Below are 19,800 nucleotides of genomic sequence, written 5' to 3'. Positions count from 1 at the left end.
AAAAAGGCGGCGAAGCCGCCACCTCAATCCTGAACCTTGAACCCTGAACCCTGAACCAAATGAAAGTAAAGTAAAAAGGGGCTGTAAAGAAATGAGGATTCATTTCTTTACAGCTCCTTTTTCCCGTTACCATATCCTGTTCCTCACGAAATCAACCGGCCTTGGCCATTTTTTCGTGATGGGAGGTCGTCATCCACGCCCCTGCCTTCATTTCAGCGACCATGGAGGTCATGAGACGGTACTCCCCTTCCATACGGAGCAGGTCCTCAAGCTTTCTCGTATGGAGCAAACGGCCATAGATCCGTCCGGCTTCTGCGTAAAGCATCAGTGCCGGATGTTCCGATGGATCCCCTGTGATATCGATCCCATTGTCATTCAGGAAATCTGTAATATTGCCAATGAGAGCTTCATACGCATCGAGTAAAGTTTCCATTTTCATCACTGCATCATACATCTTGTTCATGATAGTCTCCTTTCTGCATTCAGCGGCTGCACGAGGAAATAATCCGAAATTAGGAAGTTTACACTCATTTGAAGTGATTTTGACCGGTCTGAAAGGTATTTCCTTCTTCATCCTTTCTGATTCCATTATATCCATCTGTTTTCCGCTTGTCTATAGTTCATGCCAATCGGTTATATCTTTGGTATTTTTTCTCGAAAATATGCCTTTTTGTAGAAACTTTTATGCAGGCTCCGGTTCCTTAGCCTGCCTTCCTCAAAAATAAGTTCTTTGGATCACAGCGTTCGAACGTAAAATGATCCTTAGAGATGCAATACTCCAGGGACCAGTACTCTCCTGATTCGACAGAGACGGAGATCATGCTCGGCCCTGCCTGATAGTCTTTCATACGCCGTCCACGGATGTGCCTGGACCAGTGTGCTTCGACTTCGATGACATGTTTTCCCGGGGCAAGATATACCGCAGGGACTCCGAGCGCATAGAGGAAGGTCTCTGCACGAAGTCCATCGATGTGCAGGATCGCATTGATGCTGGCATAGTCTATATTTCCCGCATGACGCTTATGCAGGAGAACAATGGCGGAATGCTGGTTGGCCGCTTTCAGACGTTTCATTTTCGTTTTCTGTCTGGCATAGATCAGCCACACGCAGCACACAGCAAAAAGAAATCCGACGATACGCAGTATGTAAAGCAAAGCATCATGATTTTCACTCATTTTCGTCACTCCTTCTTCGTCTACGATACGGAAAACAGGCAGCCATGGGATCTCCGTCGGCTGCCTGACTCGCTTCTCTGTTTTATTTCTTTACAGCAGCCAACGGTAGAGCCCGAAGTAGGCCAGAACAGACAGGGACACAACGCCCGCCGCGGAGATGAAGAACATCCGCATGAAGAGCCGATCCAGCTCGCCGTCTTTCAATCCGCCTTCTGCCGAATAAGCCGCCAGCGCCAGCGCACCGCCCGTCGATAAGGGGCTGATGCCTGCGGTATTGGAGACCATGGTGATCGCAGTGACCCATTCGACCGGATTAGCACTGCTTCCCATCTGTGACAGGATATGCGGCACGGTCGGAATGAGCGTGGGCATGACGACACCGGAGGTCGAGGAGAACCACGAAAGGACGCCTGCCGTGATCCCCAGAATGCTGACTGCGGTCGAGTCGCTCATGATGGAAGCAAGCGCATCTGAGAGAAGATCGATCCCACCAGTCAAAATGATGACATTCATCAGCACGCCGACACCGCAGATCAGAAGAAGCGTCCCCCAGGGGATGCGGCGAAGCGCTGCCGTTTCATCAGAAACATTCAGAAACGACAAGATAGCAGCGACGCCGAAGCTGGCAAGTCCCACATTGATATGAAAGAACAGGACAAGGACCACCATGCCCGCGATGCCTATCAATGTGATGATCTGCTGCCGCGCAAATGAAGGCGTATCTGCCAGATGAAGTACGATGTCTGACCGCAGCCGATAGCCTCCGAAGGCAAAGTAGACCAGCGCGGCATAGACGGTCGAGGAGAGGACGCCATTCACGAGAAGCGGTTCCTCGATGCCGGTCAGGCCGAATTCTCCGCATAGATTCAGCCCGATGATGCCCGTCGCAGCCAGTGGAGACATCCCGCCTCCGGCCGCTCCGAGAAAGATGATGGCCCCCAGCATCGCCGGATTGATATTCATTTCCTTCGCAAGCGTCATCCCGAAGACCATCATAATGGCTGCCGTCGGTATGGTGCCCGGTCCCAGGGCAGAGAGGATGGTCGCAAAAAGGTACATGACGATCGGTACCAGGTAGGTGCGACGTCCGGAGAGCGCCACGATCTTCTTCGAAAGCAGGGCTAAGGTCCCATTCATCTCCGCCAGTCCGAAAAGATAGGTCACGCCCAGAAGCATGAGGAATAAGGAGTAGTTGAAGCCACGGATGATCTCATCATCAGAGATCCCGGCCAGTCTGCCTACGAGCAGTGCGAGCGCGGTACATAACAGCCCCGTATTCATTTTTTTCACAAAGCCAAGAAATATAGCAAGCCCCAATGCTGCAAGCGACGCCAGTGCCATCATGTCCTCCTCGTTTTTATACTAATTATATGCTAATACTAGGTTAATCCTTACAAATCATAGCATGATTTTCCTCTTGGAATAAAATACACGTTTTGCATGAAAGTTATGCTTGACGGTTAAGAGGTATTGGCCAGCCGAAGAACCCTTGCGGCTTAAGGAAACGCTGATTAAATCGCAGAGTCAGCTTTTACAAGAATTTTTACGCATAGCTTTGTCATAACCTTCCTTAAATAGCTCGCTATTCGCGTCAGGTTATTCCTCGCTATACATAAAAATTCAAGAGTAAAATCTGACAACGATTGAATCAGTGTTTCCTTAAAACGTCTTGCTTCTGCCGGAAGACTCTCCCCCCTTCTATGAAAAAGAGAGAGGAACGCAGGCGGTCATGAGCAAGAGCTGTGAGCGGCAAGAAAAAAACACACCCTCGATCTCTCGATAGGTGTGTTTTCAGATCTCACTCTTATTTTTTCAGATGATGGCTGCCACGTTCGGTGATCGGCGCGCCTTCTTTGCAGAGCGGGCATTCTTCCGGCTTGTAGGTCGGAACGGTGAGGTGGAGCAGCGGATATACCTTTTCCTGCGGTACGCCGAAGTCTGCTTTGCCGCCGCTTCTGTCTACTAAGAGGCCGATGCCGACGATATCGCCCTTGGCTTCATTCACGACATCGACGACTTCCTTGATGGAGCCGCCGGTGGTGACGATGTCTTCGACGATGAGGACTTTTTCACCAGGAGCGACCTTGAAGCCGCGGCGAAGGGTCATCTTGCCATTTTCTCTTTCGGTGAAAATGGAACGAACGCCCAGCAGACGGGCAGTGACCTGAGACAGGATGATGCCGCCGGTCGCCGGTCCAATGACGGTCTCGATGCCCATATCCTTGAAATGGTTTGCAAATTCCTGGCAGAGCTTTTCCGTGTATTCCGGATGCTGGAGCACGTTGAATTTTTCTACATAAAGAGGGCTGTGAAGACCGCTGGTCAGAAGGAAATGACCTTCCAGAATGGCTTTGGTTTCTTTCAGCAAAGATTCGACTTCTTTTTCGTTCATTATGCGTTCTCCTTTATTTCTTTTAAAATTAAACGGGCAGCCGCACAGGGGTCGATCGCCTGTGTGATCGGACGTCCGATAACGAGCATGGAAGATCCGTCCTTGAAAGCCTGTGATGGGGTCGCGATACGTTTCTGATCATCGGTCTGGGCAAAGGATGGGCGGATGCCCGGGGTCACGATGAGGAAATCATCCTTTCCGGCCATCTCGCGGATACTGCCGGCTTCTTTCGGGGAAGCGACGACACCATCGACGCCGGAGGATTTCGCAAGGGAAGCCAGCTCCAGGACATGCTCCTGAATGGGGAGATGTCCGCCGACTTCCTGCCATCCCTGGTCATCAAAGCTGGTGAGGACGGTGACCGCCAGGATCTTCGGACGTTCTACGCCCAGCTCATCCGCAGTGATCTTCGCATAGCGCGTCGCTGCCTGCATCATCGCACGGCCGCCTGCTGCATGGACGGTGATGAGGTTCACGCCGAGGCGAGTGACGGAGGCCACGCTGTGACCGACGGTATTCGGAATATCGTGGAGCTTCAGATCAAGAAAAACCTTCTTTCCGTGTTCCTTCAGGTAACGGATCGTATCACTGCCTGCACTGTAGTAGAGCTCCATGCCGACCTTGTAGTAGGAGATCAGATCGCCAAGCTCATCGACCAGCGCTTTCATTTTGTCAAAGCTGTCGACGTCCAGTGCGACGATCAGTCTGTCGTCGGCTGTATAGATTTCGTTTTCTTCTGCCATTTCCGCTCTCCTTCATGGGAATAATAGGTATCTAAGCTATTATATCATTTATTCAGGAAATCGGGGAAGAAAATTATAAAAGATGGAAGCTGAAGGGATGGGAGCGGCGCATTTCGTCATCCTGAGCGGAGAAAAACGTCGTATGTTAAGGAAACGCTGTTTCAATCGAAGAATTAGTGTTTCCCTAAGCGCCGCGGAGTTTTGATAGCGCTTCGCGCCGTCGTCATCTCGAGCGTAGCCGAGAGATCTTTCTTGCACTGCGGTAAGTATCACATAGGCACTGCAGGAAAGCGACGCCTCGGTGCTGCACACATCCTTTGTTTATCGGTCTGCAAGGAAGATTTCTCGCTTACGCTCGAAATGACGATGCGAGAGTCTTCTAGTCACTAGCCACTAGTTCCAAGTCACTAGTCACCAGTCACTAATCACCAGTCACTCGCACACAAAAAGCAGCGCCGAAGCGCTGCTTTTTATTTTCCCGCGTGCATAGCGGCTTCGCGGATCATATGGACGGTGATGGAGTTGAATTCTACGGGTGCCTCCAGCGCTTTGACTTCTTTGAAGCGGAGTTTTGATAGCGCTTCGCGCCGTCGTCATCTCGAGCGCAGCCGAGAGATCTTTCTTGCACTGCGGTCAGTATCACATAGGCACTGCAGGGAAGCGACGCCTTGGTGCTGCACACATCCTTTGTTTATCGGTCTGCATGGAAGATTTCTCGCTTACGCTCGAAATGACGATACGGGAGTCCGAGGTCTCCTAGTCACCAGTCACAAGTTCCTAGCTATTCGCCCCTGCTTTCAAATTTTTTGGGTAGCCATTTCTCGTATCGTCATCCCGAGCGCAGCCGAGAGATCTTTCTTGCACTGCGGTCAGTATCACATAGGCACGGTACGGAAGCGACGCCTTGGTACTACACACATCCTTTGTTTATCGGTCTGCATGGAAGATTTCTCGCTTATGCTCGAAATGACAATACGGGGGCTGATGTCTCCAAGTCCCCTAGTCTTTCAGTCTCAGCCCAGTCACCAAACACTCAAGCCTCCTAATCCTTAGCCACTCATCCTTTCTTTCAAACTTTTGGGGCAACCCTTTCCCGTATCGTCATCTCGAGCGCAGCCGAGGGATCTTTCTTGCACTGCGGTCAGTATCACATAGGCACTGCAGGAAAGCGACGCCTTGGTGCTGCACACATCCTTTGTTTATCGGTCTGCATGGAAGATTTCTCGCTTACGCTCGAAATGACAATGCGAGAGTCTTCTAGTCACTAGTCACTAATCACCAGCCACCAGTCACTCGCACACAAAAAGCAGCGCCGAAGCGCTGCTTTTTATTTTCCCGCGTGCATGGCGGCTTCGCGGATCATATGGACGGTGATAGAGTTGAATTCTACAGGTGTTTCCAGCGCTTTGACTTCTTTGAAGCCGACGCCGAGTTTACCCGTATAGTAAGCGGTCGCCTCGCCCTTGCTGTTGATCTTGGCTGCATAGATGGTCTTATCATCTCCAAGACCGACCAGACGGTAAGCCCCCGGCGGAGAGATGACACGCCACGAGCTGTCATCCCCATTAAAGGTGTACATGATGCCCTTCTGGCTGTCATCATAGAAGAGGCGGTCTGCATCATAGTAGACGGCCATCTTGCCGATGTGCGAGGTCTGCACATAGATGCGGCGGGTATCATAGTTTGCATCCGTGCGGTAGATGCGGTAAAGTCCTTTGCCGACCTCCATCTTCATGTAGACGGCATTGGTCGCGGTCGAGTAAGCGACATCCACGATCTTCGCATTTCTTGGGAGATCACGGATCGGCGCATCGGACTCGTGCGTGGTGCCTTCCGGATTGTAGCGCGCCAGTGTCACATCCCAGCGTCCGCCTTTCCAGTGGATCGGATAGAGCGCCATGAGCGCCAGATTTCTGTCCGGCATCCATTCGAAGAAAGAAACGCCCTGTCCTTTCAGATCCACGATCTGAGGATGTCCAAGATCTTCGGCTTTGTAAATGGTGACCGTCTCTGCGGTCACATCTGCCATATATTTATAGTCATGCGAGTAGTAGGCTTTCCCCTTCACGCTGACCTTCGCATAGAGCTTCTTGCCTTCCTTTTCCGCCTGCTCTGCGACTTTGTCCTTCACATCAGACATATCATAGTCACCTGAGGAGAGCGGGGCAAAAAGGACGCGGTCCATATATACGTAGGCCCCTGCCTGCACCCCTGCGCCAAGGAGGAAGCAGATCATGAGCTGTGCGATTTTTTTCTTCACGCTGTTCTCCTTATTTCACGATAAATGCAGTCGGTATCATACGTTCGCCCAGGAGATCGGCAGGCTTATTGACCACCTTGCCATTATAGTAAAGTGTCGTGGAAGATCCGCCGTCCAGATTGGCCGCAATGTAGGCCCCGTTTTCATAGAGGATATTCTGCGAATCGACAAGCGTCGCGCCGATGCTGTAGCCGGGCTGTCGTCCATCGATGACGAGGAAGAGCATCGTACCATCCTTCTTCTGTCCGATGGCCGAGCGCGGGGAGATCCCCCATCCGCCGTCACCGCTCTTGATGACCTTCTGCCCATTAATGATGAGCGGCGGGCCGAAGGTCAGGCCTTCGACCGCACCAAGGTCACGCAGTTCTTTCTTATTGTAGTTCCCGGCAATCAGATTTCCGTTCTTCGTCATTCCGACGAAGTCGACTTTTTCCTTGTCATCGACCTGCTGCCCCAAAAGGTACTTGCCCTGATGCAGGATGAAGCCATAGGGCAGACGTCCGATGCCGGTGCCATTCGGATCGTAGAAGCCGCCGCCATTGATGGCTGCTACGGCATTGTTCTTTTTCGCGATGCTGGAAGTGGTATCCCCCTTCTCATTGATGTCTTCTGCCGTAGCGACTTCGATACGCTTCGGATTTGGGATCTCCAGCAGATACCCGACGAAGCGGGATGTCTCGATCTTTTTCAGCTTCAGTGTCGCATCCGTGCGCGGCTTGAAAGCGAATACATTCTGCTTATCCGTCGTCGTCACGGTGCCGAGGATCTGGTTCAGCTCCTCCTGATCGTAAAGCCACGTAATGTACTGCGGATGCCGTGAGCGCATGATCGCACCGACCACAGCACGCTTCAAATTGCCGAACGGCCCGAAGAGCACCACGATCGGAGACGTGATGATGAAAAAGACCAGGGTGATCAGGATAAACTTGACCACGATGTTGTTGAAAAATCGTTTCATTGTGACTCCTTGAAAAAGGGTTGAGGGTTAGCCCCTGGGGCGTATCGCCTTTTGATCGGGGATGAAAGAGGGGGAGCGGGTTCTATGGGTTCAACGGGGAGCAGGGCGGCGTATTTCGTCATCCTGAGCGGAGAAAAACGTCGTATGTTAAATAATGGCTTATCTGAAATATGAGAACTGAGTCGAAGGATCTAAGCACCGCGGAGTTTTGATAGCGCTTCGCGCGCATCGTCATTTCGAGCGTAGCGCTCGGGATGACGATGCCGGAGAATCCCAGTCAACATTCACTTGAGTCTCCCAATCCCTAATCCCTAGCTACTCATCCCTGCTTTCACCTTCAGAACCCGCTTAACCTATGAAGATTCACGTCAAAGCCCCCGCTCAGCCATCAAACCGGCGTGTAATTATCCTTGTTCAGACGTTCCGAGAAGCGGGCGATGGAAATGTCATTCCCGATATACGCTCTCTTCAGATCATAGGGGAAGCTGCCGACATGGACGCGGCCGGCGTCTGTCGTGACAGCCATCTTGATACCGGCCTTCTTGCAGATATCGATGACTTCATCGTCATAGTCGCCATAAGGATATGCCAGCCAGACATTGTCGATCCCGAGCTGGTACTTGAGCGCCTTGTTCGCCTCGACGATCTCCTTCTCTTTTTCTGCACGGGTGGCAAGATTGTGGAGCTTGGGATGCGACAGCGTATGACTTGCGATGGTGACAGCATGGCTGTTTGCCATTTCCTTCAGCTGATCCCAAGTCATGCGGTTATACGGCTTTCCTACATCATCGGTGATCAGGAAGAGCGTCCATGGGAAGCCATACTCCTTCATGAGCGGATATACGATGGTGTAGCTGTCAAGATATCCGTCATCGAAAGTGATGCAGACAGGCTTTTCCGGAAGAGGCGCCCCCTTGGTGACATAGTCATAGAGCTCCTGCATGGTGATCGGATGGTAGCCGTGATCACGCAGATAATTCATCTGGATACGCAGATTTGCCTCGGTCATGATGGCCGCATTGCCCTGTTCGTCTCCGATCATGTGGTACATGAGGACGGACACGCCCTCCGGTACACTATACTTCACATCTGCTGCGCGATGCACGACAGCGACGCCGGGCTTCAGATTCGGATCCACCGCCTGTGCCGAAGCCGCTGCCGGCTGAGAAGACGCTGCCTTCTCCCCGCCTTGTCCCCCACAGCCCGTCAGTGCAAAAGCCGACAGTGCGAGCAGCGACGCCGCTGAGAGAGCTGCTGCTTTTTTCCATTTGCTATACGAGAAATCCAATGGTCAAACTCCTTTGTATCGAATTGCTATAGTTTTCCTATTATGACAACACTATAATATTTTACTACGATTTTGCAAGAAAATAAAGCGTTTTGCCAAGAACGGTAAGTGTCAAGTTTTTCTCGGTACTTTAAGGGATGAGTGGCTAGGGATTGGGGATAAGAAGTGACTAGTGACTGGTGACTAAATACCACCTTCGGGCATCGCCCCATATATATTCGCGGCGAAGCCGCCACCTTCATTCCTGATTCCTCATTTAAACGAGCTTTTCAAACCCAATCAAGGGAGGGCACGCCCCACGGGCTCACCCTTTTCTCGCTGTGTTATAATAAAACCATATGAGAGAGTATCGTTACGCACGTGTAAGACATGTATAAGAAAGGATATCTATGAAATATTTCAAACTCATCCTGCTTGTGTTTTCGCTTCTTTGGCTGCCCTTGGCAGCGAATGAAGCATGGGCGAAAGATGCAGAAATCACCGATCTTCGCTGGACAGCCAGAAATGATGGCGATCCCCCCTTCGTCCGTATCGTGACAGATCTCACGAAAGCGGTACAGGCGGAGGCTGCGATAGACAAATCCGGCAAAAACTTCGAAGTCATCCTAAAGAACACCCAAAAGAGCTTCAGCGGCTCTCAATACGATATGGATCCGCGCGCCATCGATTTCACCACAGTTTCTGAAAAAGACGGCGACACCTACATCGACGTCGCCCTCACCAAGCCGCAGAAGATCGATGACATCCACGTCTTTGCCCTTCGTCCGGATGCAAAACTGGGAAAACCGCACCGCCTCGTCATTGACATCCCGATCCAGGGCGCCAAAAAGAGCTACACAAAGCCGGCAGCAAGCGCCGAGAACACGGCGACCAAAAAGCCAGCCGCCAAAAAGCCTGCTGCTGAGAAAGAAGCCCCCCCGCAGAAAGTCTCTGTACCTGCCGATGCCCGAAAAATACTCAAAGGCAAGATCATCTGCCTTGACCCCGGCCACGGCGGCACGGACGTCGGTGCCATCGGACACAAAGGAAATAAGGAGATCTACGAGAAGGATGTCACCCTCTCCATCGCCCTGCCGCTGCGCGACATGCTCACCTCTGCCGGTGCGAAGGTCGTCATGACCCGCAGCACCGACAAGGACGTCTATGGTCCATGGGCTGACGATGACCCCGAGCTACAGGCACGCTGCGATGTCGGAAATCAAGCGAATGCAGACGTCTTCGTCTCCATCCACATCGACTCCTTCTCCAATGGCTCTGTCGATGGTACCACCGCCTACTACTACCCCAAGACCGCAAAGGACCTGATGCTCGCCCAGATGCTGCACCAGTCCACCATGAACCTGCTCTCCATCCCTGACCGCGGTGTCCGCTCCGGGCATCTCTATGTGAATGTCAATACAAAAATGCCTTCCGTCCTGATGGAAATGGGCTATATCAGCAACGCGCACCGCGTCCAGATGCTCACGTCCAGCTGGGGGCCGAAGAGTATCGCCAAGAGCCTCTTCAAGGGACTGGTGGATTATTTCGCAGCTCTCTGAGACTGCTTCTTACCATTGTATGAGAAATGAAAAGGGAGGAAACACGGATCCATTCGCTGAATCAGACCGATGCTTCCCAAAGGAGCTCCTATGAATACCTATTATGCACTGATCGTCCCGATCATCCTCACCGCTCTTCTTTCCGGCTGCGGTGGAAACAGCAAACCGCAGAGCGCGGGACAGGTCGTCCCGCCCGCCGCTTCCTCGAGCCAGATCCCCGCAGAAAAAGAAGCGAGTCTCACTTACTACCTGCCCACAGAAGACGGCCTTCATATCCTTCCTGCCACGGTCAAAGTGAAAGCCGCTGACCGCACTGCGAAGACAGCCATCGAAGAAATGCTCCGCGCGGATCGAAAGTCCAAGTATCCTCTCGTTCCTGCCGGTACCCGCTTGAAGAGCGTCCATGTCGAAGACGGCACCTGCACCGTGAATTTCACGAAAGAGCTGAACCAGCTTCAAGGAGAGACCGGACAGTCCCTCTTCATCGCCATGACTGTCGATACGCTGACCGAATTTCCCAATATCAAACGCGTCGAATTCCGCGTGGAAGGGCAGCTTGTCAAGTTCCAGATCGATATGAGGGAACAATTCCTACGCGATGAAGCCTTCATCAAGCAGACAAAAAAATAAGACAAGTAAAAAGGAGCTGTGAAGAAATGAATCCTCATTTCTTCACAGCTCCTTTTTTGTCTTACAGACCGAGAGGAGAGCTCCTCCCCAGCCACTAGTCTTCCACCACTTCGATCTGGCCTTCCGCGAAAGCTTTCGGATAGAAGAAGGACTGCTCCGTATTTCCAAAGTCTACGACGAGCTTGCCATCCGCAATATCCGTGATGACGCCCGGTCCATACACAGAGGAGACAACGGGCGTGCCCACGCCGATCTCGATATAGTGGGTATTGCCGCGGTGCGTTTCCTTGACCGGACGGACTTCCACCTTCGGCTTCGGAGCCGGTCTGTCGGCTACCGGCACGGTATAGGTGCGCGCCTGTCCCTTCGGCGCTTCTTTTTTCGTTTCCTTCTTCTCTTCTGGGAATGCTGTCTTCAAGAGCTTCGACGGAAGTCCCATCGGATAGAGGATGCGCTCGCCTGTCGCATCATAAGTGACATACGTGCCGCGCTCTGTGATGCGGGTGATGGTGCCCTTACCGAGCGTCTCATCCGTGACCTCCAGACCGACAGCCGCTTCTCTCTTTTTGAAACCGGTCGGCTTTGCATCCGGCAGAGGTGCATCGAAGGTGAATACCTTCTTTTCCATCGGCTTCGCCGCGCTGAAGGCTTCCTTTTTGAAATCCTTACGATGTGCGTCCTTCTTGAAGCCGTCTTTTTTGTAGCCGCCCTCGCGCTTCTTTCTCGGGATGAGCTTTTCCGCATCGCCGAAAGCAACGACGATGCCTTCATCTGTCAGCTTTCTCACGATGCCCACGCCGAGCTCGCGGTCCACGAATTCGACGCCGGGAGCCAATTTCCGTTTCTTGAAATCCGGCTTATCCTTGCCGAAGCTCTTGCCGCGGCCGCTGAATTTCTTACCGCCAAATTTTCCCTTACTTTTGAAGTCTTTGCGGGGCTTATTGTTTTTTTCTTCCATGATGCTATGGTTCTCCCTTTGTGGTTGTTAGTTGAAATGATGGTATGATAAGGGTTCAAGGTTCGGGGTTCAGGTTGACACGGGTTCAACGGGGGTAATTCCATGAATGTGTGACAAACCCGCTTCATTAGCCAACCTCCGCCCCTTCGGGGCACCTCCTTCCATGGGAAGGAGGGAGCGAGCTTATAAAGGAATATCCTAATCCCTAATCCCTAATCCCTAATCCCTAGTCACTAGTCACTAATCCCTAATCCCTAGTCACTAGTCACTAATCCCTAATCCCTAGTCACTAGTCACTAATCCCTAATCCCTAGTCACTAGTCACTAGTCACTAGTCACTAGTCACTAGTCACTAGTCACTAGTCACTAGTCAATCATACCTTTGTTCTTTGATGCGCCTGTCAAGATCGCGCTTAGCAGCTTTCGCAGCCATATCCTCTCTCTTATCGTAGAGTTTTTTACCCGTTGCGACACCGATCTCCACTTTGACCTTGCCGTGCTTGAAGTACATCTTGAGCGGGACTAAGGTGTAGCCCTTTGTTTTGAGCTGCATCTCGATCTTTCGGATCTCCTTCTTGTGCAGAAGCAGCTTTCTGGTACGAAGCGGGTCGTGGTTGAAAATATTTCCCTGCTCATAGGGGCTGATATGTGCATTCCACAGGTAGACCTCGCCCTTCTGGATACGAGCGAAGCTGTCACGCAGGTTCGCCTTGCCCGCGCGGATGGACTTCACCTCCGTTCCGGTGAGCGCAATGCCGCACTCATACGTCTCGTGGATGAAATAGTTATGATGTGCCTGCCGATTGAGCGCGATCGGCGGCGCCGTTTTTTTCTCGGCCATGTATCTCTCCTTTACGGATGTTGGTCAATTTCCATGTAATACATAGTTTCAAGTGAGGAGTTAGGAGTGAGAAGTGAGGAGTGAAGGTACGGCGCATCAAATTTGGAAGCGCCGTGAGTTTTGTATAAAGCAATGCTGGTACATGACTTGCCAGATGCTCTTCCGGCGAGCCCCTTCCTCTGGAAGGGGCAGCCAAGCGCAGCTAGGCGGGGTTGGCCCGCGCGATGTGTGATAAGCCTGCTTCGCGAAGCCAACATCTCGCTTTGCTCGAAATGGCGTCTCACTGGATTTTCGCGTCGGTTTGCAAAAATACAGTTCGCTTGCACACTCCGCCCCTTCGGGGCACCTCCTTCCAAAAGGAGGAGGGAGAGCGGGCTTATAAAGGAAATATCCTAATCCCTAGCCACTAGTCACCAGTCACTTCTTCCCCTTCTTCATTTTCTTTTTCGAATGTGATCTGGATTTTGCAGATGCTCTGGTCTTCTTTTCCAGATTCAGCGGGGAATGGATCTCTCCCATGATGAAGTCGACTTCGCGGCGTTCCTTATCCGCCTTGACAAGGGTCACGCGGACGGGCATCCCCATGGAATAAGTCGTCCCGGAGAAGCGGCCCTTCAAGGTCATCGTATCTTCCTGATACATGTACTCGTCATCGTCCATGGAGTCAATGTGGACAAGACCTTCTACGCCATTGTCGAGGCCTACGAAAACACCGAAGCGGGTGATCCCGGTCACATGCGCATCGAATGGCTCGCCAACGAACGGCACCATGTACTCTGTCATCTTGAGATCATCGACATCGCGCTCGGTATCTGTCGCATTCTGCTCTGTCTCCGAGCAGTGGTCAGCCGCACGCAGGAGGAACTCTGTCTGCTTTTTGAGCTCTGCCTTGGAGAGGCCATCCGAGATCGCCTGTCGGATGAGGCGATGTACCATCAGATCCGGATAGCGGCGGATCGGCGAGGTGAAGTGCGTATAGCATTCACTGGCGATCCCGAAGTGTCCGGCATTTTCCGTGCTGTAGCAGGCCTGCGGAAGGCTGCGGAGCGTCATCACCTGCACGACCGCTTCGATATCTTCTCCCTTCACCGTTTCCAAGAGCTTCTGGATATCCTTCGGCTCCGGATCCTTCGGGATGGAGAGATCGAGTCCCATGATGGCGATGAGACGCTTCAGGGAATTCAGCTTCTCCTCATCCGGATGCTCATGCACACGGTAGATCGACGTATGTCCTGTCTTTTCAAGGAAACGCGCTACCGCTTCATTCGCCGCGATCATGGCATCCTCGATCATCTTCTCCGCATCACTTCTGATGCGCTTCTCAATGCGAAGCGGTGTCCCCTCTTCATCGAGAATGACCTTGTATTCCGGGAAATCGAAGTCGAGTGCGCCGCGGCGGGTGCGGTCTGCGCGAAGGGCATCCGCGCAGGCCTTCAGGTCTTCGAGCATCGGCATGAAGTGTGCAAGATCTGCCGGCATAATGCCCTCATGGAAGGCTTTATTGATCTCCGGATAATTGCAGCGGCGTGCCACACGCACGATGGACGGTGTGACCAGCTCGGTCTTTACCTTGCCATCCGGCGACACATCCATCACGCAGGACATCGCATAGCGGTCTTCATCATGGTTTAGGCTGCAGAGATCATTCGACAGCTGGAAAGGCAGCATCGGGATGACGCGGTCCGCCAAGTATACACTGGTGCCGCGGCGGTAGGCCTCATCATCGAGGAGCGACCCCTTCGTCACATAGCGAGACACATCCGCGATATGGACAGACAGCTCAAAATGTCCATTTGCCTTCTTCTCGCAGTAGACTGCATCGTCCAAATCCTTCGAGTCAGGCCCGTCGATGGTGACGATCGGAAGAGCTCTGAAATCGGTGAGTCCCTTTTCCATCCGGATATCCCGCGGCAGATTTTCCGCCTCATCCAGTACCTTTTCGGAAAATTCATGCGGCAGACGGTGCTGTGCAACGATGATATCGATATCAAGCCCCTTATCGCCTTTGTAGCCGATGACTTCCGTCACACGGCCCTCCGCATCCGTCCATTCCCCCGGCCAGCGAGTGACTTCGACGATGACACGCGCCCCCGTGGTGGCATCCATTTCCTGCCCCTCAGGGATCTCGATGTACATATCCACCTTCTCATCGATCGGCACGGCTTCACCGCCATCCTTCAGCATCTCATAGGTGCAGACGAAGGTATCATTGGCACGCTCTAAGACCTTCATGACACGGCCTTCCGTATTGTGACGGCCCGTCTCACTCTTCATCGTCTTCACTTCGACGGTATCATTATTCACCGCATTCAGATGGTCGCGGTCGGAAATATACACATCCTCGTGGTCGTCATCGGTGATCAGAAATCCGAACCGGCCATACGACTTGTATACGCCCTGCAGGATCGTCCCCGGCTTATAAGATAAAAGCGTTTTCTTTTCTTCCATTGTTGTTCTCCTGTATATGCGCGATGAAATGGCTTCGCGGCTCCGCGTAGAGCCATAAGGAAGCCTCACCATGGACTGAAGAAGCACCGATTCGTTCTCCGGTCACCGCTCACTGCTCTTTGCCATCCCTTAATAAAAAAAGGCTTGCTTCTATGCAAGCCCCTTTTCTTTTCATCAGAAAGTATTCATATATCTTCCAAGCACGAGACAAAGCACAGCAAAGACAATGCCAAATACCACCGTGAACTTGGAGAGTACAGCATCCTTACCTCTGGTTTTGCCGCCAACAGCGCCTTCTGCGCCGCCGCCGATGGCCGAGCCCATTCCCGCCTGCTTGGATTCCTGAGCTACGACGACTACGATCACCAGTAAGGAAACAACCATTGTCAAACCAATCAAAAAATACTTCACTCTGCATCCTCCTCTGAATCTACCCAAGGGCAGATCGGCCTTTCCTATCGAATATAAAGCCAATATCAAACCTTATTTTATACTACTCTGTAGTACAGGTCAAGAGGAAATAGAATTCAGAGTTCGCCCGTGGGCGGGGGCCCCTTGATTGGGCGAAAGAGGGTTCAAGGTTCAAGGTTCAAGGTTCAAGGTTCAAGGTTGTGGTGGCGGCTTCGCCGCGAATATATATGGGGCGATGCCCGAAAGTGGTATTCAAGTCACTAGTTCCCAGTCACTCCTATGATACGAGTGGGCCCTTGGAGACGGAAGTCCCGCAGAGGGACTTCCGAGTTTGGCCTAATCCAAAGAGGCGCCTAGCCTGCCCATCAAGGCGCCTTCCTGTGAGGCCAAACGGCCCGCGCCGAAGGCGCAGGATAGAGTGCCTCGGAGAGGCACAACTCTACGCAGCGGTGTGAAAAACGATGTGAGGCTATCGTCTTTCTTGCGTGTCATGAGGGCCGAAGTGGAGGGATCCTTCTTGCAGAGCGGTAAGCCGTGAGTGAGAGAAAGGCGAAAAAGGAAGCGCCAAGGTGTCGTTTGCGTGAGGGCGCACGTGTGCATATGGCGGCAGTGCAATAAAGATCCCTCGGCTTCGCTCGGGATGACGATACGGGGAGCGGATGGGTCACAAGGGTAGTGCGACGTCTTTTTAGAAGAGGGTATTCTCGTATCGGAGCCTTCCCCTCGAGGGGAAGGTGCCCGTAGGGGCGGATAGGGCACAGTCGGTGTGAAAGACAGATGAAAAAAGCGAAGAAATGCGCGGCACATGTGGGGAAAGCGTGAGTCCCTCGCCGCGAATGCCAAAGATTTCTCGCTGCGCTCGAAATGACGATACGGGAGTCTGATATCTCCTAGTCTTCTAGTCGTTTAGTCACCAATCACTAGCGCCCCCTGCTTTCAAACTTCAGCGGGAAATACGGCGCATAAAAAGCGGAAGCGCCGCTCCTTCATTCCTGATTCCTTATTTTTTCAGCACATTCCCGATCATCCGTTTCAGCTTTTCCGCATCCGCCTTTGGCTCTTCGCTCGCCATGATGGCAGAGACGATGGCGAAGCCGTCGATCGCGCTTCCTTTGAAGTCAGGGATGGTCTTCTCATTGATACCGCCGATGGCGCAGACGGGGATGTGGACGCTGCGCTTGATCGCCTCCAGCGCCTCTCTGGTCGTGAAGTCCGCATCCGTCTTCGTCTTCGTGGGATACATCGCGCCGACACCGAGGTAGTCTGCGCCGTCTGCTTCTGCCTTCAGTGCCTCGGTGAGATTGGCAGCGGAGACGCCCAAGATCTTATCTGGGCCGATCATCTGCCTTGCGATGGCCGCCGGCATATCGCTCTGTCCCACATGAACGCCTGCCGCATCCACCGCCAGCATGATGTCGATGCGGTCATCGATGATGAGAGGGATATGATAGCGGTCCGTCACTTTCTTCAGCCTGCGCGCCCGTTCGTAGAGCAGACCCGTATCCCCTTCCTTTTCACGAAGCTGCACAAGCGTCACGCCGCCCCGGATCGCCTCTTCGACGACAGTTTCAAATCCCTCTTTAGGCATACGCCGGTCAGTCACGAGGTAGAGCGTAAGATCAAAGGATGTCATACTTGCCCTCCGCTTCCATGACAGAGGCGCTCATGCTGCCAAGCTCATCCAGGATGCCCATGTGGAAATGACCAAGCCCCTGATGCCCATATGATCTCCAGGCTCTTTCGCCCGCGATCCCCATCGAGAGCATCGCCGCGGCAGAGGCGCCGAAGGGATCCTCCGGATGCGCACCGACAAACGCACCGACGAGTGTGGTACACATGCAGCCGGAACCCGTGATATCCGACATCTCCGGGCAGCCATTGCGGATATGCATGACCCTTTTCCCATCTGTGATGATATCCGTCTTGCCACTGATGACGACCGTCGCATGCCATTTCTTCGCCAGCATCGAAGCGACCTCTTCCGCGACCTTGGCATCTGCATCGCCCGCATCGACTCCCTTGGTCCGCGCTGCCTCTCCTCCCAGAGAGCAGATCTCAGAAATATTTCCTCTCACGACCGCCATCCGGATCTGACACATGAGTTCAGCCGCCATATGGTTTCTGAAAGGCGTCGCCCCCACGCCGACAGGGTCAAAAACGACCGGAATACCGAGCGCATTCGCCTTGCGGCCTGCCACCATCATCGCTTCGACCTTCGTCACATTCAGCGTCCCGATATTCAGCACCAGCGACTGCGCGATGGAGACCATCGACTCCGCTTCATCCACCGCATCAGCCATGACAGGCGATGCGCCGATCGCAAGACAGGCATTCGCACAGTCATTGACCGTCACATAATTCGTGATGTGATGCACAAGCGGTCTTTCCGCTCTGACTTGATCGATATAAGATGTAAATGTCATTTCCTTTTCCCCTTTTCTTTCACTTTAGCCGCTTTATCCAGATACCGTTCCGCCATTTGGGGATTCGGCTCTGTCCCATATCCGCGTCGATAGTAATCCGCCATCACTTCATAGAAATCCTCATTCCGCTTCCTTGCCATCTTTTGCGCAAACCGGAACGCCTTCAAAGGATTCTCGTGATGAAGCTCTCCTTGCTCCTCTCCGGAGGGACCTGCAAAGTACGTCCACAGAAAGAGATCCATATCCATGATCCGTGCATTTCTTCCATTCGCCGCAGCCTCCAGAAAATCCGCATTTCTCTTCCCGATATCTGCGCCATGGTAGAGATAGAGATACGCAAGGAGCGCCCAAGCCTCCGGGCTGCCCGCCTTTGCCGCCTTCTCGCAGCAAGAAGCCGCATGCCTCGTATGCGCAAGATAATCATCGAAGAACTTTCTCTCGCCCCGCCTTTCGGCAAGCTCGTCAAATATCGGCTCCAGTACCCGCAGCTCCGTCACCACTTCATTCATATAATACTGCACCCAGCGCTCACGGCAGCTGTCATGCCCTGCCTGCATCCCCATCTCCAGATCCTTCAGATAGAGATCCATCCGTCCCCTGCGTCGCTCGATGTCTGCAAGTGCGAAGAGACAGCTCGTATCTCCCGCCGCATGAAGCTTCTCTAGGAAGGAATGGAGAAGCTCTTCGACCTCCTCATAGCGCGGCGTATCGATATACGCCTGCACCACGCGCAGCATCCCTACCGCAGCCGCTCTTTTCTCTTCCGGATTCCCCAGCTCATAGGCACGCAGATACCACGTAAGCGCCCTTCGGATCTCACGATGCACGTGAATACCAGCCGCATACATCTCCCCAAGCTGCCTGCAGGCGAGCGCACTCCCGGCATCCGCCGCCTGCCGATAGAGGCGAAGCGCACGCGGGATATCCGGCTTCGTCCCATAGCCCTCAGCGAAGCACACCGCCACGCGAAAGAGGCACAGCGCATCACCGCGCATCGCCCCCTTCATGTACCAGGAAAATGCCTCCTGATCATCTCGCGGCGTCGAGCCCGCCGTGAAATGCTCGCTGTAAAGATCCCCGACCGCCGCATACGCTTCATAGATCCCCGCCTTGATCGCCTCTTCCAGCCAGGTGAGTGCGATGTCTCGCACCTCGGTCACCCGAAGCGCATCCTCACGCATGAGCATCCCTGCCCGGTACGCCCCCCGGTCGACTCCCTGCTGGAAGCTTTCGCTATAGAAGCCAAAGGCCGCCTGATAATCCCGCTGGCGGCCAAGACCCTTCTCACACATCTCTCCAAGTATGAGACAGCTTTCCCCATGCCCGCGATCTGCCAGCATTTGAAAAGCCTCCTCTGCCTTCTTGTAGTTTTTCTCTGCCAGGAAATGCTCGCCGAGCGCATAGAGATCCTGCGCCGCATTCGTTTTGCCCAGCATCACGGCATGCCCCAGATACTCCATCGCTTTATCGTAATTTCGTATATGAAGATAGTCCTTCCCCAGCCTCACCAGGGAATCCGCCTCGTCCTCTCTCATGGTGTCTCCTCATTTCTGAATTTTCTTTTTATTTTACCACGCAGCCTGAGAAAAGAGGAGGCAAAATAAAAAGGAGCTGTGAAGAAATGAATCCTCATTTCTTCACAGCTCCTTTTTATTTGCTTTCATTTGGTTCAGGGTTCAAGGTTCAGGGTTGAGGGTTGAGGGTTGAGGTGGCGGCTTCGCCGCCTTTTTTTAGA

The 19,800-nt window shown here is 53.0% G+C and carries 17 protein-coding genes; 2 read left to right on the top strand and 15 right to left on the bottom strand.

All coding sequences use genetic code 11. The features are described from left to right. Window positions 1–151: 151 nt before the first annotated feature. The 8 genes from ACGG9R_RS02850 to ACGG9R_RS02815 all read right to left on the bottom strand — a co-directional run bounded on the left by ACGG9R_RS02850 (window position 152) and on the right by ACGG9R_RS02815 (window position 8,816). Window positions 152–463, bottom strand: a complete 312-nt coding sequence (locus ACGG9R_RS02850) for a hypothetical protein (protein ID WP_390151206.1) — start codon at window positions 461–463, stop codon at window positions 152–154. Between the two features lie 238 nt (window positions 464–701). Further along, window positions 702–1,175: a hypothetical protein gene (locus ACGG9R_RS02845; protein ID WP_390151203.1), complete on the bottom strand. Its 474-nt coding sequence runs from the start codon at window positions 1,173–1,175 to the stop codon at window positions 702–704. A 90-nt stretch (window positions 1,176–1,265) separates the two neighbouring features. Further along, entirely contained in the window at window positions 1,266–2,516 is a 1,251-nt protein-coding gene (locus ACGG9R_RS02840; protein WP_022106199.1) for an SLC13 family permease, read from the bottom strand. 463 nt (window positions 2,517–2,979) lie between these two features. Continuing rightward, a complete protein-coding gene (pyrE, locus tag ACGG9R_RS02835; RefSeq protein WP_390155055.1) occupies window positions 2,980–3,570 on the bottom strand; it encodes an orotate phosphoribosyltransferase in 591 nt (196 codons plus the stop codon). Further along, window positions 3,567–4,310, bottom strand: coding sequence for an orotidine-5'-phosphate decarboxylase (gene pyrF / locus ACGG9R_RS02830; protein ID WP_390151200.1), 744 nt, complete (start codon window positions 4,308–4,310; stop codon window positions 3,567–3,569). Before pyrF ends, pyrE begins: the two co-directional genes overlap by 4 nt. Before the next feature lie 1,327 nt (window positions 4,311–5,637). Continuing rightward, the gene (locus ACGG9R_RS02825; protein ID WP_390151197.1) at window positions 5,638–6,570 is read right to left on the bottom strand and encodes a hypothetical protein; all 933 of its coding nucleotides are present in this window, start codon (window positions 6,568–6,570) and stop codon (window positions 5,638–5,640) included. 10 nt (window positions 6,571–6,580) lie between these two features. Beyond that, on the bottom strand, window positions 6,581–7,528 hold the full coding sequence (locus ACGG9R_RS02820; protein WP_022105273.1) for a phosphodiester glycosidase family protein: 948 nt from the start codon (window positions 7,526–7,528) through the stop codon (window positions 6,581–6,583). Between the two features lie 388 nt (window positions 7,529–7,916). After that, the gene (locus ACGG9R_RS02815) at window positions 7,917–8,816 is read right to left on the bottom strand and encodes a polysaccharide deacetylase family protein (RefSeq protein WP_390151193.1); all 900 of its coding nucleotides are present in this window, start codon (window positions 8,814–8,816) and stop codon (window positions 7,917–7,919) included. Between the two features lie 389 nt (window positions 8,817–9,205). On the opposite strand from ACGG9R_RS02815, the gene ACGG9R_RS02810 reads away from it, so the two are divergent. Together ACGG9R_RS02810 and ACGG9R_RS02805 are read left to right on the top strand one after the other, a co-directional pair. Next, window positions 9,206–10,354: an N-acetylmuramoyl-L-alanine amidase gene (locus ACGG9R_RS02810; protein WP_390151190.1), complete on the top strand. Its 1,149-nt coding sequence runs from the start codon at window positions 9,206–9,208 to the stop codon at window positions 10,352–10,354. Between the two features lie 90 nt (window positions 10,355–10,444). After that, window positions 10,445–10,984, top strand: a complete 540-nt coding sequence (locus tag ACGG9R_RS02805; protein ID WP_390151187.1) for a GerMN domain-containing protein — start codon at window positions 10,445–10,447, stop codon at window positions 10,982–10,984. A 94-nt stretch (window positions 10,985–11,078) separates the two neighbouring features. On the opposite strand, the gene ACGG9R_RS02800 is transcribed toward ACGG9R_RS02805, so the two are convergent. From ACGG9R_RS02800 to ACGG9R_RS02770, 7 genes are all read right to left on the bottom strand, one after another. Further along, window positions 11,079–11,942, bottom strand: a complete 864-nt coding sequence (locus ACGG9R_RS02800; RefSeq protein ID WP_390151184.1) for a hypothetical protein — start codon at window positions 11,940–11,942, stop codon at window positions 11,079–11,081. A 370-nt stretch (window positions 11,943–12,312) separates the two neighbouring features. Further along, window positions 12,313–12,783 carry an SsrA-binding protein SmpB gene (smpB, locus tag ACGG9R_RS02795; RefSeq protein ID WP_022106370.1) on the bottom strand — a complete coding sequence of 157 codons (471 nt, stop codon included), beginning with the start codon at window positions 12,781–12,783 and terminating at the stop codon, window positions 12,313–12,315. A gap of 417 nt (window positions 12,784–13,200) precedes the next feature. Continuing rightward, complete coding sequence (gene rnr / locus ACGG9R_RS02790) at window positions 13,201–15,231, bottom strand: ribonuclease R (RefSeq protein ID WP_390151180.1); 2,031 nt, start codon at window positions 15,229–15,231, stop codon at window positions 13,201–13,203. 174 nt (window positions 15,232–15,405) lie between these two features. Further along, window positions 15,406–15,642: a preprotein translocase subunit SecG gene (secG, locus tag ACGG9R_RS02785; protein ID WP_022106373.1), complete on the bottom strand. Its 237-nt coding sequence runs from the start codon at window positions 15,640–15,642 to the stop codon at window positions 15,406–15,408. A gap of 1,000 nt (window positions 15,643–16,642) precedes the next feature. After that, on the bottom strand, window positions 16,643–17,275 hold the full coding sequence (thiE, locus tag ACGG9R_RS02780) for a thiamine phosphate synthase (RefSeq protein ID WP_390151176.1): 633 nt from the start codon (window positions 17,273–17,275) through the stop codon (window positions 16,643–16,645). Next, the gene (gene thiM / locus ACGG9R_RS02775; RefSeq protein WP_390151173.1) at window positions 17,262–18,065 is read right to left on the bottom strand and encodes a hydroxyethylthiazole kinase; all 804 of its coding nucleotides are present in this window, start codon (window positions 18,063–18,065) and stop codon (window positions 17,262–17,264) included. The genes thiE and thiM overlap by 14 nt, the downstream gene beginning before the upstream one ends. Beyond that, window positions 18,062–19,600: a hypothetical protein gene (locus ACGG9R_RS02770; protein ID WP_390151170.1), complete on the bottom strand. Its 1,539-nt coding sequence runs from the start codon at window positions 19,598–19,600 to the stop codon at window positions 18,062–18,064. Before ACGG9R_RS02770 ends, thiM begins: the two co-directional genes overlap by 4 nt. Window positions 19,601–19,800: the final 200 nt, after the last annotated feature.

Source organism: Dialister sp. i34-0019-2H8 (assembly GCF_042846925.1).
GTDB lineage: Bacteria > Bacillota > Negativicutes > Veillonellales > Dialisteraceae > Dialister.
Note: the sequence above shows the minus strand (reverse complement) of the source record. Positions and strands in the feature narration are given on the sequence as shown.

Coding starts and splice junctions, on each gene's coding strand:
- ACGG9R_RS02850 (WP_390151206.1), bottom strand. CDS start 463: ATGAACAAGATGTATGATGCAGTGATGAAAATGGAAACTTTACTCGAT.
- ACGG9R_RS02845 (WP_390151203.1), bottom strand. CDS start 1,175: ATGAGTGAAAATCATGATGCTTTGCTTTACATACTGCGTATCGTCGGA.
- ACGG9R_RS02840 (WP_022106199.1), bottom strand. CDS start 2,516: ATGGCACTGGCGTCGCTTGCAGCATTGGGGCTTGCTATATTTCTTGGC.
- pyrF (WP_390151200.1), bottom strand. CDS start 4,310: ATGGCAGAAGAAAACGAAATCTATACAGCCGACGACAGACTGATCGTC.
- ACGG9R_RS02820 (WP_022105273.1), bottom strand. CDS start 7,528: ATGAAACGATTTTTCAACAACATCGTGGTCAAGTTTATCCTGATCACC.
- ACGG9R_RS02810 (WP_390151190.1), top strand. CDS start 9,206: ATGAAATATTTCAAACTCATCCTGCTTGTGTTTTCGCTTCTTTGGCTG.
- ACGG9R_RS02805 (WP_390151187.1), top strand. CDS start 10,445: ATGAATACCTATTATGCACTGATCGTCCCGATCATCCTCACCGCTCTT.
- ACGG9R_RS02800 (WP_390151184.1), bottom strand. CDS start 11,942: ATGGAAGAAAAAAACAATAAGCCCCGCAAAGACTTCAAAAGTAAGGGA.
- smpB (WP_022106370.1), bottom strand. CDS start 12,783: ATGGCCGAGAAAAAAACGGCGCCGCCGATCGCGCTCAATCGGCAGGCA.
- rnr (WP_390151180.1), bottom strand. CDS start 15,231: ATGGAAGAAAAGAAAACGCTTTTATCTTATAAGCCGGGGACGATCCTG.
- thiE (WP_390151176.1), bottom strand. CDS start 17,275: ATGACATCCTTTGATCTTACGCTCTACCTCGTGACTGACCGGCGTATG.
- thiM (WP_390151173.1), bottom strand. CDS start 18,065: ATGACATTTACATCTTATATCGATCAAGTCAGAGCGGAAAGACCGCTT.
- ACGG9R_RS02770 (WP_390151170.1), bottom strand. CDS start 19,600: ATGAGAGAGGACGAGGCGGATTCCCTGGTGAGGCTGGGGAAGGACTAT.